This window comes from Pseudactinotalea suaedae (assembly GCF_009733815.1).
GTDB lineage: Bacteria > Actinomycetota > Actinomycetes > Actinomycetales > Beutenbergiaceae > Pseudactinotalea > Pseudactinotalea suaedae.
Window position 1 is genome coordinate 575,006 of record NZ_WNXY01000001.1, and the last position, 14,379, is coordinate 589,384.

A 14,379-nucleotide genomic window follows, 5' to 3' on the forward strand; every position below is an offset into this window, starting at 1 on the left:
CGTCGTCCGCAGCGGCTTGAAGGCGACCCGGCGGTCAGGGCGAGGTAGGAGTGTCGGTCCACGAGTGTCGGTGGCGGGGGAGTGGCGGCGTGGCTGAGACGCTGGGTCGGTGAGCGTGCGGATCCTTGGTGTCGACCCCGGGTTGACCCGGTGCGGCATCGGCGTCATCGAGGCGTTGCCCGGACGCACGGTGCGCCTGGTCGCCGTCGACGTGATCCGCACGGCCGCCGACATGGCGCCCGAGCGGCGGCTGCTGCAGATCGCCCAGGCGTTCGAGGAGTGGATCGAGCGGTACCGGCCGGACGCGGTCGCCGTCGAGCGGGTGTTCGCCCAGCACAACGTGCGGACCGTGACCGGCACCTCGCAGGTGGCCGGGCTCGCCATGGTGGCCGCGACGCGTGTCTCGGTCCCGGTCGCGCTGCACACGCCCAGCGAGGTCAAGGCCGCGGTGACCGGGAGCGGTCGCGCCGAGAAGGCGCAGGTCCAGGAGATGGTGCGCCGCATCCTCGGGCTCGAGGAAGCGCCCTCGCCCGCCGACGCCGCCGACGCCCTCGCGATCGCGATCACCCACGGGTGGCGTGGTTCCGCCACCGTGGTCCCGATGCCGGGGGTGCAGGGGCAGACCGCCGCCCAGCGGGCGTGGGCGGAGGCCGCCGCCGGGACCGCCGCCCGGGCGCAGGCGGCGCGCCGTCGCCTCGCTCGCTGAGCCTCGCGTTACGCTGTCGCACAGATGTTCGGCTGCGGAAGGTGCTGGAGGATGGTCGGGAGGATGACGCGGTGATCGCGCACGTCCGAGGAGTGGTCGAGCACATCGGGCTCGACAGCGCGGTGATCGACGTCCACGGTGTCGGGCACCGCGTCCATGCGACCCCCGCGACGCTGGCGACGCTGCGGCACGGCGCGACCGCGACGCTCGCCACGTCGCTGGTGGTCCGGGAGGACTCGATGACGTTGTTCGGGTTCGCCGAGGCCGACGAGCGCGACGTCTTCGAGACGCTGCAGACCGTCAGCGGCGTCGGCCCGCGGCTCGCGCTGGCGATGCTCGCCGTGCACAGCCCCGACGGACTGCGCCAGGCCGTCGCCTCCGAGGACCACAAGACCCTGGTCAAGGTGCCCGGCATCGGTGAGAAGGGCGCCAAGCGCATCGTCCTCGAGCTCGGCGACCGCCTCGGCCCCGCGCTGGCCGGCGCCACGCCGAGCAGCGGCTCGACCTCGCGGAGCAGCCGCGCGGACGTCGTGGCCGCGCTGACCGGACTGGGCTGGGCTCTCAAGCAGGCCGAGGCCGCCACCGACGAGATCCTCGAGAGCGGCACGGTCGAGGTCTCCGACACCGGCGCCGTGCTGCGCTCGGCGCTCCAGCTGCTCGGCGGTGCCCGCCGTGGCTGAGCGCGACGGGCTCGAGGACCTCGACGCCGAGCTGGGCGAGGACCGGCTCGTCGACGCCCAGGCCGACGACGGCGACCGCGCGGTCGACGCCGCGCTGCGGCCGCGCCGGCTCACCGAGTTCGTCGGCCAACGGGTGGTGCGCGACCAGCTCTCGCTCGTGCTCGACGCCGCGACCGCCCGCCGTCAGCCCCCTGACCACGTGCTGCTCTCCGGGCCGCCCGGTCTGGGCAAGACCACGCTCGCGATGATCGTGGCGGCCGAGGTGCAGGGTGCACTGCGGCTCACCTCCGGGCCGGCCGTCCAGCACGCGGGCGACCTCGCCGCGATCCTGTCCTCGATCGCCGAGGGGGACGTGCTCTTCATCGACGAGATCCACCGCCTGGCCCGACCGGCCGAGGAGATGCTCTACCTCGCGATGGAGGACTTCCGTGTCGACGTGATCGTGGGCAAGGGCCCGGGAGCGACGGCGATCCCGCTGCAGCTGCCGCCCTTCACCGTGGTCGGCGCGACCACGCGGGCAGGGCTGCTGCCCGCGCCGCTGCGCGACCGGTTCGGCTTCACCGCACACCTCGACTTCTACTCCGCCGACGAGCTCGAGCGCGTGCTGCACCGCTCGGCCGAGCTGCTGGAGATCGAGCTGGAGGGGAGCGCGGCGGCGGAGATTGCCTCCCGCTCACGCGGCACCCCGCGCATCGCCAACAGGCTGCTGCGGCGCGTGCAGGACTGGGCGGAGGTCCGCGGCGACGGCCGGGCGGACCTTGCCGCCGCCCGTGCCGCGCTCACGGTGTTCGAGGTCGACGAGCGCGGGCTCGACCGCCTGGACCGGATGGTGCTGCGCGCGCTGTGCGAGCGCTTCGGGGGCGGCCCCACCGGGGTGTCGACGCTCGCGGTCGCCGTGGGCGAGGAGCCCGAGACCATCGAGTCGGTCGCCGAGCCGTTCCTGGTCCGGGAAGGGCTGATGGCCCGCACGCCGCGCGGTCGGGTCGCCACGGACGCCGGGTTCGCCCACCTCGGCCTGACGCCGCCCGGCCCGCAAGCACCGCTCTGGAGCTGAGCGCGCCTCGGCCCGTGCGCGGAGTGCTGTGACGTAGACTCGCCCGCAGCCCTGGCCTCCCGCGGACGGACTTTGATGAACGACGGCAGCAGCACCACCTTCCTCCTGATCTTCATGGGGCTCGCGATCGTCGCGATGCTCTTCATGAGCAGCCGGGCCCGCAAGCGGCAGGCGGAGGCGACGTCGTTCCGCTCCACGCTGCAGCCGGGCCAGCGGGTCATGACGACCTCGGGCATGTTCGGCACCGTCGTCGCCGTCGACGGCGACAAGGTCACGATCAGCACCCTCGGCGGGCAGGAGTCCGAGTGGCTGCTGGTGGCCATCGCCAAGCTCGTCGAGGACGAGCCCGCGGCTGACGACGACGAGCTCGCCGCGACCGACGGTACGGGCGCCGGGCTCCAGGACGAGGCCGCGCCCCCGACCGACCTCGGCACCAACCCCCTGCCCCCGCGGGACGACACCGCCCGCTGACCGTGCGCGCGCTCCGGCGCGCCTGCTCGAGAGTTGACCCGCAGTGGCTACACGTAGCTCGTCGTCAGCAGCGCGCCCCGCGCGCACGCTGATCCTCCTGATCGTGCTCATCGGCGCGGTCTTCGGCAGCCTCGCTGCCGGCGTGCGCTGGTCCGACGCGTCCTGGACGCCGAACCTCGCCCTCGACCTCGAGGGCGGCACGCAGATCATCCTGGAGCCGCAGGTCGACAACGGCGCGGAGATCACCGACCGCGACATCGAGCAGGCCATCGAGGTGATCCGCCAGCGCGTGGACTCCTCGGGTGTCTCCGAGGCGGAGATCACCAGCCAGGGCGGCCAGAACATCGTGGTCGCGCTCCCCGGAGAGCCTGACGAGGCCACGCTCGACCTGGTGCGCCAGAGCGCGCAGATGCGCTTCCGGGTGCTGCTCGTCGAGGACGCCCCGAACCCGGTCGACCCGGCGATGGCCACGCCCACCGACCCGACCGAGGTCCCGACCGGCGGCCCCACCGAGGAGCCGACCGACGGCGCCACCGAGGAGCCGACCGAACCCGCCGACGGCAGCACCGACGGCGCCGGCGTCGTGGGGTCCAACCCCGGCGGCGGCACCAGCATGATGCGGCCCGCGCAGACCGACACCCCGACGGACGAGGCGACCGACACCCCGACGGAGCCGGACACCGACGAGGCCACCGAGGCGCCGGCGGACGAGCCGACCGAGGACGCCACGCAGGACGCGACCCCGCCCACGCGCGAGGAGATCGAGGCCGCGGCGTTCACGCTGGCCGACTCCGACCAGGACGGCGAGCTCTCCACCGAGCCCGCGACCGAGCCCACCAGCGCCAGCGACCAGGCCTGGATCACCGAGCAGGTCGCCTACGACTTCTACGTCCTGGACTGCACCGATCCCGCCAACCGGATCGGCGGCGGCGGAGACGACCCCGACGCGCCGCTCGTCACCTGCTCGCAGGACGGCACCGCGAAGTACATCCTCGGGCCCTCCGAGCTCGAGGGGACCGACATCGCCAGCGCGAGCTCGGGGCTGCGGACCAACGACCAGGGCCAGGTGCTCCGCGACTACGCGGTCTTCCTGGAGTTCACCAACGCCGGTGGGCGGATCTTCAGCGACGTGACCGCGCGGCTCGCCGGCCTGGCCGCCACCGGGCAGAACCGGTTCGCGATCGTGCTCGACACGCTGGTGATCTCCTCGCCGAGCGTCGACGAGCAGATCCCCAACGGCCAGGCGTCGATCACCGGCGGCCAGGGCAGCGGCTTCACGCAGGAGACGTCGGCGACGCTCGCCAACCAGCTGAGCTTCGGTGCGCTGCCGATCAACTTCACCGTGCAGTCCGAGGAGCAGATCTCGGCGACGCTCGGTTCCGAGCAGCTGCAGCGCGGTCTGCTCGCCGGTCTGATCGGCCTCGTGCTGGTGGTGCTCTACTCGCTCGCGCAGTACCGCGGGCTCGCGCTCGTCACGGTCGCCAGCCTCATCGTCGCCGGCTTGCTGACCTACGGCGTCATCTCGGTGCTGTCCTGGGTGCAGGGCTATCGGCTGTCGCTGCCGGGTGTGGCGGGTCTGATCGTCGCGATCGGTATCACGGCAGACTCCTTCGTCGTCTACTTCGAACGCATCCGCGACGAGGTGCGTGAGGGGCGCCGCCTCGACGTCGCCGTCGAGCAGGGGTGGAAGCGCGCCCGCCGCACGATCCTGGCCTCCGACGCCGTGAACCTGCTCGCCGCCGCCGTGCTCTACTTCCTCGCGGTCGGTGGCGTCCGAGGCTTCGCCTTCACGCTGGGCCTCACCACCCTGATCGACCTCGCGGTGGTGTTCTGCTTCACCCACCCGATGATGCAGCTGCTGGTCCGCACCACGTTCTTCGGTCAGGGTCACAAGCTCTCCGGGCTCGATCCGCGGCACCTGGGCTCCACGGTCGCACCGGTCTACCGCGGTCGTGGGTCCTTCCGCTCACCCGCGGAGCGGGAACCGCGTCCGGCAGGCGGCACGATCGCCGAGCGGCGCGCGGCCGCCGCCAAGGCGCACGACGCCGATGACGACGCCGATCTCGTCGGCTCCAGCAAGGAGGAGCGCTGATGGCCAGCTTCGCCCAGCTCGGCAACGAGCTCTACACCGGCAAGCGCAGCTTCGACATCATCGGTCACCGGCGCCGGTGGTTCGCGATCAGCTTCGCGCTGCTCGCCCTGTCGGTGGTGCTGCTCTTCGCCCGCGGCATCAACCCCGGGATCGAGTTCCGCGGTGGCTCCGAGTTCACGGTCTCCGGCACCTCGATCACCGATCAGCAGCCGGCGCACGACGCGCTCGCGTCGATCGCCCCGTCGCAGGCCGCTCGCGTCTCCACGGTCGGCAACAGCGCGATCCGGGTGCAGACGGAGCAGCTGACGGACGAGGAGACCTCCGAGCTGCGTGAGCTGCTGGCCGCCGCCTACGAGGTGGACGTCGCCGACGTGACCGCCTCGTTCGTGGGCCCCACCTGGGGCCAGAGCGTGACCAACAAGGCGCTGCAGGGCCTGGTGATCTTCCTGGTCCTGGTCTCGATCGTGATGGCCGTCTACTTCCGACGATGGACCATGGCCGCGGCCGCACTGATCGCGCTGCTCCACGACCTCGTCATCACGGTGGGTCTGTACGCCGGCGTCGGCTTCGAGGTGACGCCGGCGACCGTCATCGGGTTCCTGACGATCCTCGGCTACTCGCTGTACGACACCGTCGTGGTGTTCGACAAGGTGCGAGAGAACACCGAAGGCCTGCACGAGCAGACCCGGTACACCTACGCCGAGGCATCCAACCTCGCGGTGAACCAGACCTTGGTCCGCTCGATCAACACCTCGGTGCTCGCCGTGCTGCCGGTCGGTTCGATCCTCTTCGTGGGTGCGTTCCTGCTCGGCGCCGGCACCTTGCGCGACATCGCGCTCGCGCTGTTCATCGGCATGATCGTCTCGACCCTGTCCTCGGTCTTCATCGCAGCCCCGATGGAGGTCGTGCTCCGCACCCGCGATCCCGCGATCCGCGCCCACACCGAGAAGGTGCTCGAGGCGCGCCGACGCCGGCTGGCGGAGGCCGAGACGCAGGGCGAGGACGCCACCGAGCTGGTGGGGGCCGCGCGCGTGGGCGGTCTGCGGGCAGGCGGGCACCTGGGCCAGGCTGCGCTGCCCCGGCGCAGGCGCGGGAAGAAGTAGCCCGAGCGGCGCCTAAGATCGGTCCATGGCCGAGGAGACCGCAGTCGGCGCCACGAGCGAGCAGGGAGCCCAGACGGGTTCGCGTGTTCGTTCTGCGCTGGTCTGGCTCGGCTCGCGCGGTGCGCACTCCTCCTCGCCGGCGATCGAGCCGGTGGTCCGTGCGGTGCGCGCCAACCACCCGCGCGCCGAGACGGCGATCCTCGAACGCGCCTACGTCGTCGCCGAGCAGGCCCACCGAGGTCAGCTCCGCAAGAGCGGCGATCCCTACATCACCCACCCGGTCGCCGTCGCGACCATCCTGGCCGAGCTGGGCATGACGCCGCCCACGTTGGCGGCGGCGCTGCTGCACGACACGGTCGAGGACACCAGCTACTCGCTGGACGCGCTGCGCACCGACTTCGGCGACGAGGTCGCCGCGCTGGTCGACGGCGTCACCAAGCTCGACAAGGTGACCTACGGCGACGCCGCGCAGGCCGAGACGGTCCGCAAGATGGTCGTCGCGATGGCCCGCGACATCCGGGTGCTGGTGATCAAGCTCGCCGACCGGCTGCACAACGCCCGCACCTGGAAGTACGTCTCGGCGAGCTCGGCGGCCAAGAAGGCGCGGGAGACGCTCGAGATCTACGCCCCGCTCGCGCACAGGCTCGGCATGAACACGATCAAGTGGGAGCTCGAGGACCTGTCGTTCGCGACCCTCTACCCCAAGGTCTACGACGAGATCGTGCACCTGGTCGCCGAGCGCGCCCCGGCGCGCGAGGAGTACCTCGGGCAGGTCCGCGACCTCGTGCTCGACGACCTCAAGACCGCCAAGATCAAGGCGACGGTGACGGGCCGGCCGAAGCACTACTACTCGATCTACCAGAAGATGATCGTGCGCGGCCGCGACTTCACCGACATCTACGACCTCGTGGGGCTGCGGGTGCTCGTGGACTCGGTCCGCGACTGCTACGCCTCTCTCGGCGTGGTCCACAACCACTGGAACCCTGTTCCGGGCCGGTTCAAGGACTACATCGCGATGCCGAAGTTCAACATGTACCAGTCGCTGCACACCACGGTCATCGGCCCCGGCGGCAAGCCGGTCGAGATCCAGATCCGCAGCCACGACATGCACCGGCGTGCCGAGTACGGCGTGGCCGCGCACTGGAAGTACAAGGAGACCACCAAGGCGAACCCCCGCGGTGCGGCACCGGACACACGCGACGACTCGATGCCCTGGCTCCGGCAGCTGATCGACTGGCAGCAGGAGACCGCCGACCCGGGGGAGTTCCTCGACTCGCTGCGCTTCGAGATGCAGGGCGCCGAGGTCTACGTGTTCACGCCCAAGGGTGACGTGCAGGCGCTGCCCGCCGGCTCCACGCCGATCGACTTCGCCTACGCGGTCCACACCGAGGTCGGGCACCGGACCGTGGGCGCGCGCGTCAACGGACGCCTGGTGCCGCTGGAGTCGGTGCTGCAGAACGGTGACACGGTCGAGGTCTTCACCTCCAAGGCCGAGAGCGCCGGGCCGAGCCAGGACTGGCTCTCGTTCGTCACGTCCCCGCGGGCCCGCAACAAGATCCGGCAGTGGTTCACCAAGGAGCGCCGCGAGGAGGCCATCGAGGCCGGTCGCACCCTGATCGCCAAGCAGCTCCGCAAGCAGAACCTGCCGATCCAGCGGATCCTGTCCCACGACACCCTCGTGGCGCTGGCGGACGAGATGCGCTACGCGGACGTCTCGGCCCTGTACGCCGCGGTCGGCGAGGGCCACGTGTCGGCCGCGAACGTGGTGCAGCGGCTGGTGGCGACGCTGGGTGGCGAGTCCGGCACCGAGGAGGACCTCGCCGAGGCCACGCTGCCCGGTCGGCCCAGCCCGCGCGCGCGGCAGGGCAGCCCGGCGATCGTCGTCAAGGGCATGGACGGCGGGGACACGCTCACCAAGCTCGCCCGCTGCTGCACGCCCGTGCCTGGCGACGAGATCATCGGGTTCGTCACGCGTGGGTCCGGGATCTCGGTGCACCGGACCGACTGCGCGAACGTCGAGTCGCTGCAGCAGCAGCCCGAGCGGATCGTCGACGTCGAGTGGGCCAAGGACGTCAGCTCGATGTTCCTCGTGCAGATCCAGGTGGAGGCGCTCGATCGCAACGGGCTGCTCTCCGACGTGACCAAGGTGCTCTCGGACAACCACGTCAACATCCTGTCGGCCAACGTCGCCACCACGCGCGACCGGGTGGCGATCTCGCGGTTCGTGTTCGAGATGGCCGAGCCGAACCATCTCGGCCACGTCCTCAAGTCGGTCCGTCAGATCGACGGCGTGTTCGACGTCTTCCGCCTCACGGGTGCGCGCAACCAGGCCGACCACCTCGTCGCCGAGACCGACGACGACGAGGTGGACTGAGCGGGTTCGACCCGCCCGGACCGGTCGCTCAGCTGTGGTCGTCGGCGGCGCGCAGCGCTGAGGCAAGGAAGGCTCGCTGGGCCTCCAGGGCCTCGCGAGCGGCGCGGATCTTGCCCTCGTTGCCGGTGCGCTCGGCCTTCGCGAGGTCGTCCTCGAGACGCTCGATCGAGGCCTCGAGCTGCGCCGCGAAGCCCTCGGCACGGGCGCGCTTGCCGGGGTTCGAGCTGCGCCACTGCGAGTCCTCCGCGGAACGGATCGCCTGCTCGACCGCACGCATCCGGGCCTCAGTGCGCTGCATGGCGTCGCGCGGGACCTTGCCCGCCGCCTCCCAGCGGTCCTGAAGCTTGTGCAGGGCGGCCTTGGCCGACTTGACGTCGGTCACGGGCAGCAGGGCCTCCGCCTCGGCGAGGATGCCGTTCTTGACCTCGAGGTTGGCGGCGTACGTCGCGTCGGTCTGGGCGTTGTCGGCCTTGCGGGCCTCGAAGAACACGTCCTGAGCGGCACGGAACCGTGCCCACAGCGCGTCGTCCTCCTTGCGCGAGGCGCGCCCTGAGCGCTTCCACTCGTCCATGAGATCGCGGTACGCCGCTGAGGTCGCACCCCAGTCGGTCGAGGTCTGCAGCGCCTCGGCGCGGGCGATCAGCGCCTCCTTGGCGGCCTTGGCCTGCTTGTGCTGGGCGTCGAGCTCGGAGAAGTGGCTGCGCCGGTTGCGGTCGAACGTGCCCCGCGCCTTGGCGAACCGCTTCCAGAGCGCCTCCTCCTCCTTGCGGTCCAGGCGAACGCCGGAGCGCTGCGCGGTCTTCCACGTCTCCAGCAGGGTGCGGAGCTCCTCGCCCTGTGTCTTCCACTGCACGCGTGCCGGGTCCATCGCGGCGAGCTGTTCGGCTCGCTCGACGATCGCCGTGCGCTCGGCCAGCGCCTTCGCCCGGGCGGCCTCCCGCTCGGCGGCGAGCGCGTGCTTGCGCTCGGTCGCCTTGTCGGTCAGGGTCGCGAGCCGTGCCCGGAGGCCGGGCAGGTCGCCGACCGCGGCCGGCTCCCCGAGCGCCGACGTCAGGTTGGCGACCGTCGTGTCGATGTCGCGACCGTTGAGCTGCGGCAGCCGCGCCTCGAACAGCGTGACCTGGGCCTCGAGATCGAGGTAGCGGCGGATGTAGAGGAGCATCGCCTCCTCGGCCGGCGCGTCGGGGAACTGGCCGACGACGCGTTCGCCATCGGTGTCCGTGACGTACACGTTGCCCTCGCCGTCGACGCGGCCGAACTGTGCCGCCGCGGTGACCAGCGCCGGGTCCAGCGGTGCCTCGGACGAGGCTGCCGTGGCTGCGGCGCCGGCCGGAGCGGCGGGCGCGGCAGCACCGGCGGCCGCCGGCGCTGCGGGACCGGCACGCCGGATCGCGCTGGGCTTGGGTGCCGGGCCGGGGCGCGGGGCCGGGCTCGGTGCGGGCGCGGGCTCCGGGGTGGCCTCGGTGGCCTGCTCGGGCTCCGGGGTGGCCTCGGCGGTCTCCTCGGGCTCCGGGGTGGCCTCGGCGGTCTCCTCCGGGGCCGGCATGACCTCAGCGGCCTCCTCGGCGGGTGAAGGCGCTGCGAGCGCTGCGCGCGGCTCCACGGGGAGCGGACCGGCCATCGACCGGATCACGCTCTCGTGCTGGGCGTCCACTTGCTCGGTCACGCGACCTCCACACCGGTGATGATGACGTCGACGGCGGGCCGACCATCCGTTCCGCCGTCCAGGGTTCCTGCGGCGCCGATCTGCTGCAGGATGTCCAGGCCTCCGGTGATCTCTCCGAAGACCGAGTAGCCGCCTGCCGCGTCGGACGGCAGCGGCACGTCGGCGAAGACCAGGAAGAACTGCGAGCCCATGCTCTCGCCGTCGCCACCGACACGGGCCATCGCCACCGTGCCTGCCGGGTACACGTCGTCCTCGGGGGCGTTCTCGACCGGACCCCAGGCGTAGCCGGGGCCGCCCTGGCCGGTGGCGGTCGGGTCGCCGCACTGCAGCAGCGACGCGGGCAGCAGCCGGTGGCACGCGGTGCCGTCGTAGAAGCCGTTCTGCGCGAGGAACACGAAGTTCGCCACGGCCTGCGGGGCGTCGGCGCCGTGCAGCACCATCGTCACGTCGCCGACGTTGGTCGTGATCGTGACGTCCCAGTCCTGGCCGAGCGAGTCGGTGGCCGGCGGGGCCGCCTCGTACTGCTCGGGGTTGGTGGTGGGCAGCGGAGCAGGCGCGGCAGGGTCGGTGGCCGCGTCGGAGGTCGTGGGTGGCGTCGGCGTCTGCGCAGCGTCCTGGCCGGCGCGGTTGGCGAAGAACAACCCGCCCAGCAGCACGCCGAACCCCAGCACCGTGCAGACGATGACGACCAACCGCTCTCGGCGCAGCCGAGCGTTCCTCGCGGCTCGCGCAGCCTGCTTCTGGTAGCGGCGGCGCGCGTAGTCGCGCTCGCGCTTGCTCGGCACGTGACCTCCTCGCCGGCGCCCGCTCCCGGGCGCGCACATGGGTCTGGCAGCCGCCGAAACCCGCCCACAGTGTAGGCAAAGCCACAGCAGCGAGCGCCGCCTGGCCACCATGTGGAGGTCACGGTGTGGTCACAACCCACCCGGTCGCGGGCCGGATGCGCGCCTCGCGGCGGTGGATCTGGGCAGCCGTGCGCGGATGGAATGATGCTCGGCATGGCTCGAGTCGCACCGCTGTCCGGTTTCCCCGAGTGGCTCCCCGGGGGCCGCGTGGTCGAGGAGCACGTGCTCGACGTGATGACGTCGACCTTCCAGCTGTACGGATACGCCGGCCTGCAGACCCGCGCCGTCGAGCCGGTGGAGTCGCTGCTCAGCAAGGGCGAGACGTCCAAGGAGATCTACCTGCTGCGCCGGCTGCAGGCCACCGATGACGAGGCGGGGGAGTCCCAGCTCGGCCTCCACTTCGACCTCACGGTCCCGTTCGCACGCTACGTCGCCGAGAACTCCGGCAAGCTCACGTTCCCGTTCAAGCGGTACCAGGTGCAGCAGGTGTGGCGCGGGGAGCGGCCGCAGGACGGCCGGTTCCGCGAGTTCACGCAGGCCGACATCGACGTGGTCGCGCCCGGCGAGCTGCCGGCGCACTACGAGGTCGAGGTCCCGGTGGTGATGGCGGCCGCCTTCGAGCGGCTCCGCGAGATCGGTGTCCCGCCGGTGCGGATCTCGGTCAACAACCGGCGGGTGGCCCAGGGGTTCTACGAGGGCATCGGGATCGCCGATGTCGACGGCACCCTCCGGGTGATCGACAAGCTCGACAAGATCGGCCCCGACCGGGTGGTCACCGCGCTGCAGACCGAGGTCGGTGCCACGGAGCAGCAGGCGCGTGCCTGCCTCGAGCTCGCCTCGATCACCGCGACCGACGCCTCGGTGGCGGACCAGGTGCTGGCGCTGGGCGTGCGGAACCCGCTGCTGGAGCAGGGCCTGCACGAGCTCGTCGCACTGGTCGAGGGAGCGGCCGCGCAGGTGCCGGGCGTCGTCGTCGCCGATCTCGCGATCGCGCGCGGGCTCGACTACTACACCGGCAGCGTCTACGAGACGACCCTGCTCGGTCACGAGAACCTGGGATCGATCTGCTCGGGCGGTCGCTACGACTCGCTGGTCGACGACGGCACGCACACCTACCCGGGCGTCGGCATGTCGCTGGGCGTCAGCCGCCTGGTCTCACGGCTGCTCCGCGAGAGCATCGTCCGCCCCACGCGCGCGGTCCCGACGGCGGTGCTCGTCGCGGTCGTCGACGAGGACACCCGGGTCCGCAGCGACGACGTCGCGCGCCGGCTCCGTGCCCGTGGCATCGCCACCGAGGTCGCCCCGGTCGCGGCCAAGTTCGGCAAGCAGATCCGGCACGCCGACCGCCGCGACATCCCGTTCGTGTGGTTCCCCTCGACCGCCGACGAACCCGGAGACGGCGAGGTCAAGGACATCCGCAGCGGCGAGCAGGTCGCGGCGGACGCCGGCACCTGGACGCCGCCGGAGGCGGACCTGCGTCCGCAGGTGGTGCCGGGAGGCTAGTCGCGGGGGCGGCGAGGCCCGCTGTGGCGGCTCGTCCGACCCGGGCGACCGCCGTCGGGCCTGATCTTGAGGGTCTGGCCCGCGACGCGGGCCGTGCCGATGCGACGGGTGTTCTCGGGCGAGATCGGCGCCGAGATCTCCACCAGCGAGAACGAGGAGAAGATCTCGATCTTGCCGACGTCGGACCCGCGCAGGCCACCCTCACCGGTCAGCGCACCGACGATCGCGTTGGGGCGCGCGCCGTGGTTGCGTCCGACATCGACGCGGTAGACCGTGCCTGAACCGCGGCCGCGGCCGTGCTCACCACGGCTGGGGGCGTGCTGCTTGAAGCCGCCACGCTCGTGGTCGCGCTCCTTCTCGTGCTGGCGCGCTCCGCGTGCCGGCGGGCCGTCGTCGAAGGACGTCTCGTGCGCACGCATCTCGTCGCGCTCCTCGCGCGGCTGCGGTCCGGTGTCGCCCACGCCGAGCGCGAGCAGCGCGGCGGAGACGTCGAGCGGGTCCGTGCCGGACTGCGCGAGCATGATCGAGATCCGCTCGCGGTACAGGTCGAGGCGGCCGCGCTCGAGGCGCTCCGGCAGCTGCGCGAGCAGCGTGTCGGCGCGGTGCGCGCTGACCTCGACCGGGGTCGGGATCGTCACCTCGGTGACCTTGGCATGGGTGGCGCGCTCGATCGCCGTGAGCCGGTAGCGCTCCTTGGGGGTGAGGAACATCAGCGCGGTGCCGGTGCGACCGGCCCGACCGGTGCGGCCGATGCGGTGCACGTAGGCCTCGGTCTCGCGAGGCACGTCGTAGTTGACGACCAGGCCGATGCGGTCGACGTCGAGCCCGCGGGCCGCCACGTCGGTCGCGACCAGCACGCTCAGGTTGCCGCTGCGGAGCCGGCTGACGATGCGCTCGCGCTCGGCCTGCGCCACGTCACCGCTGATCGTCGCGGCGTTGATGCCCCGGGAGACGAGCTCGGCTCCGAGGTCCTCGGCGATCTGTCGGGTGCGCACGAACACGATCGTGGCGTCGGCCTCGGTGGTGGCGAGCACCCGGATCAGGGCGCCGGTCTTGTGCCGCATCGGCACGATGGCGTAGGTCTGGTTGATCGAGGTGGTCGTCGGCGCCGACGGCGTGGTGGCGACCTCGACCGGGTCGGTCATGTGGGTGCGCGCGACCCTGCGGATCTCGCTGGGCATGGTGGCCGAGAAGAGCGCCGTCTGGCGGGTCGGCGGGGTGCCCTCGAGGATCGTGGCGACCTCCTCGGCGAAACCCATCCGCAGCATCTCGTCGGCCTCGTCGAGGACCAGGGTCTGGATCGTCGAGGTGTCGAAGGCGCCACGGTTGATGAGGTCGATCACGCGACCGGGGGTCCCGACGACCACGTCGACGCCCTCGGTCAGCTGTCGCAGCTGCGGCCCGAACGGGGCGCCGCCGTAGATGGCCAGCACGCGCACCCGCAGCGGCGCCATCGTGCGCAGCGCCTCGCTGACCTGCAGCGCGAGCTCGCGCGTGGGGGTCAGGACCAGGGCCTGGACCCCGCTGGCGCCCGGCTGGAGCCGCGCCAGCAGCGGCAGCCCGAAGGCGGCCGTCTTGCCGGTGCCCGTCTGGGCGACGCCGACGAGGTCGCGGCCCTCGAGCAGGGCGGGGATCGACGCGGCCTGGACCTCCGTGGGGGTCTCGAAGCCGAGGCGGACGATCCGCTCGAGCACGGCCTCGGGGAGGCCGAGGTCGGCGAAGGTCGCCGTCGGGGGAGCGGAGTCCTCGGGGGAGAGGTCGGGGTCAGCGGACACCGACGACACGGACGAGGCAGAAGACAGAGAAGACACAGCGGCAGGCTTTCATCGAGGAGCTCGCCGGAGGGCCGTGGACGCGACATACGAGAGCGCGTTGGTGACGGGGA

At 72.1% G+C, this 14,379-nt stretch carries 11 protein-coding genes; 8 read left to right on the forward strand and 3 right to left on the reverse strand.

The window, feature by feature from the left end:
* The first annotated feature begins 115 nt into the window (after positions 1 to 115).
* From ruvC to GPA04_RS02705, 7 genes are all read left to right on the forward strand, one after another.
* A complete protein-coding gene (gene ruvC / locus GPA04_RS02675; protein WP_156222407.1) occupies positions 116 to 706 on the forward strand; it encodes a crossover junction endodeoxyribonuclease RuvC in 591 nt (196 codons plus the stop codon).
* Between the two features lie 71 nt (positions 707 to 777).
* Complete coding sequence (gene ruvA, locus GPA04_RS02680) at positions 778 to 1,386, forward strand: Holliday junction branch migration protein RuvA (RefSeq protein ID WP_156222026.1); 609 nt, start codon at positions 778 to 780, stop codon at positions 1,384 to 1,386.
* The gene (gene ruvB, locus GPA04_RS02685) at positions 1,379 to 2,440 is read left to right on the forward strand and encodes a Holliday junction branch migration DNA helicase RuvB (protein ID WP_156222028.1); all 1,062 of its coding nucleotides are present in this window, start codon (positions 1,379 to 1,381) and stop codon (positions 2,438 to 2,440) included. The genes ruvA and ruvB overlap by 8 nt, the downstream gene beginning before the upstream one ends.
* Positions 2,441 to 2,515: 75 nt before the next feature.
* Positions 2,516 to 2,911, forward strand: coding sequence for a preprotein translocase subunit YajC (gene yajC / locus GPA04_RS02690; protein WP_156222030.1), 396 nt, complete (start codon positions 2,516 to 2,518; stop codon positions 2,909 to 2,911).
* Positions 2,912 to 2,954: 43 nt separating this feature from the next.
* Positions 2,955 to 5,003 carry a protein translocase subunit SecD gene (gene secD / locus GPA04_RS02695; RefSeq protein WP_156222032.1) on the forward strand — a complete coding sequence of 683 codons (2,049 nt, stop codon included), beginning with the start codon at positions 2,955 to 2,957 and terminating at the stop codon, positions 5,001 to 5,003.
* Positions 5,003 to 6,106 carry a protein translocase subunit SecF gene (secF, locus tag GPA04_RS02700; RefSeq protein ID WP_156222034.1) on the forward strand — a complete coding sequence of 368 codons (1,104 nt, stop codon included), beginning with the start codon at positions 5,003 to 5,005 and terminating at the stop codon, positions 6,104 to 6,106. Before secD ends, secF begins: the two co-directional genes overlap by 1 nt.
* A gap of 25 nt (positions 6,107 to 6,131) precedes the next feature.
* Positions 6,132 to 8,480 (forward strand): RelA/SpoT family protein, encoded by a 2,349-nt coding sequence (locus tag GPA04_RS02705; protein ID WP_156222036.1) that lies wholly within the window; start codon positions 6,132 to 6,134, stop codon positions 8,478 to 8,480.
* Positions 8,481 to 8,508: 28 nt separating this feature from the next.
* Here the strand turns inward: GPA04_RS02705 and GPA04_RS02710 are convergent, their stop codons facing one another.
* Positions 8,509 to 10,146 carry a DUF349 domain-containing protein gene (locus GPA04_RS02710; RefSeq protein ID WP_241680546.1) on the reverse strand — a complete coding sequence of 546 codons (1,638 nt, stop codon included), beginning with the start codon at positions 10,144 to 10,146 and terminating at the stop codon, positions 8,509 to 8,511.
* A complete protein-coding gene (locus GPA04_RS02715) occupies positions 10,143 to 10,931 on the reverse strand; it encodes a peptidylprolyl isomerase (protein WP_156222038.1) in 789 nt (262 codons plus the stop codon). The genes GPA04_RS02710 and GPA04_RS02715 overlap by 4 nt, the downstream gene beginning before the upstream one ends.
* Positions 10,932 to 11,144: 213 nt before the next feature.
* On the opposite strand from GPA04_RS02715, the gene hisS reads away from it, so the two are divergent.
* Positions 11,145 to 12,494 (forward strand): histidine--tRNA ligase, encoded by a 1,350-nt coding sequence (hisS, locus tag GPA04_RS02720; protein ID WP_156222040.1) that lies wholly within the window; start codon positions 11,145 to 11,147, stop codon positions 12,492 to 12,494.
* Here hisS and GPA04_RS02725 read toward each other — a convergent pair.
* A complete protein-coding gene (locus GPA04_RS02725; RefSeq protein ID WP_241680547.1) occupies positions 12,491 to 14,269 on the reverse strand; it encodes a DEAD/DEAH box helicase in 1,779 nt (592 codons plus the stop codon). The genes hisS and GPA04_RS02725 overlap by 4 nt on opposite strands.
* Between the last annotated feature and the right edge of the window lie 110 nt (positions 14,270 to 14,379).

Bases quoted from the DNA above. Each gene is read 5' to 3' on its own strand.
- yajC (WP_156222030.1), top strand. From the start codon at position 2,516: ATGAACGACGGCAGCAGCACCACCTTCCTCCTGATCTTCATGGGGCTC.
- secF (WP_156222034.1), top strand. From the start codon at position 5,003: ATGGCCAGCTTCGCCCAGCTCGGCAACGAGCTCTACACCGGCAAGCGC.
- GPA04_RS02705 (WP_156222036.1), top strand. From the start codon at position 6,132: ATGGCCGAGGAGACCGCAGTCGGCGCCACGAGCGAGCAGGGAGCCCAG.
- hisS (WP_156222040.1), top strand. From the start codon at position 11,145: ATGGCTCGAGTCGCACCGCTGTCCGGTTTCCCCGAGTGGCTCCCCGGG.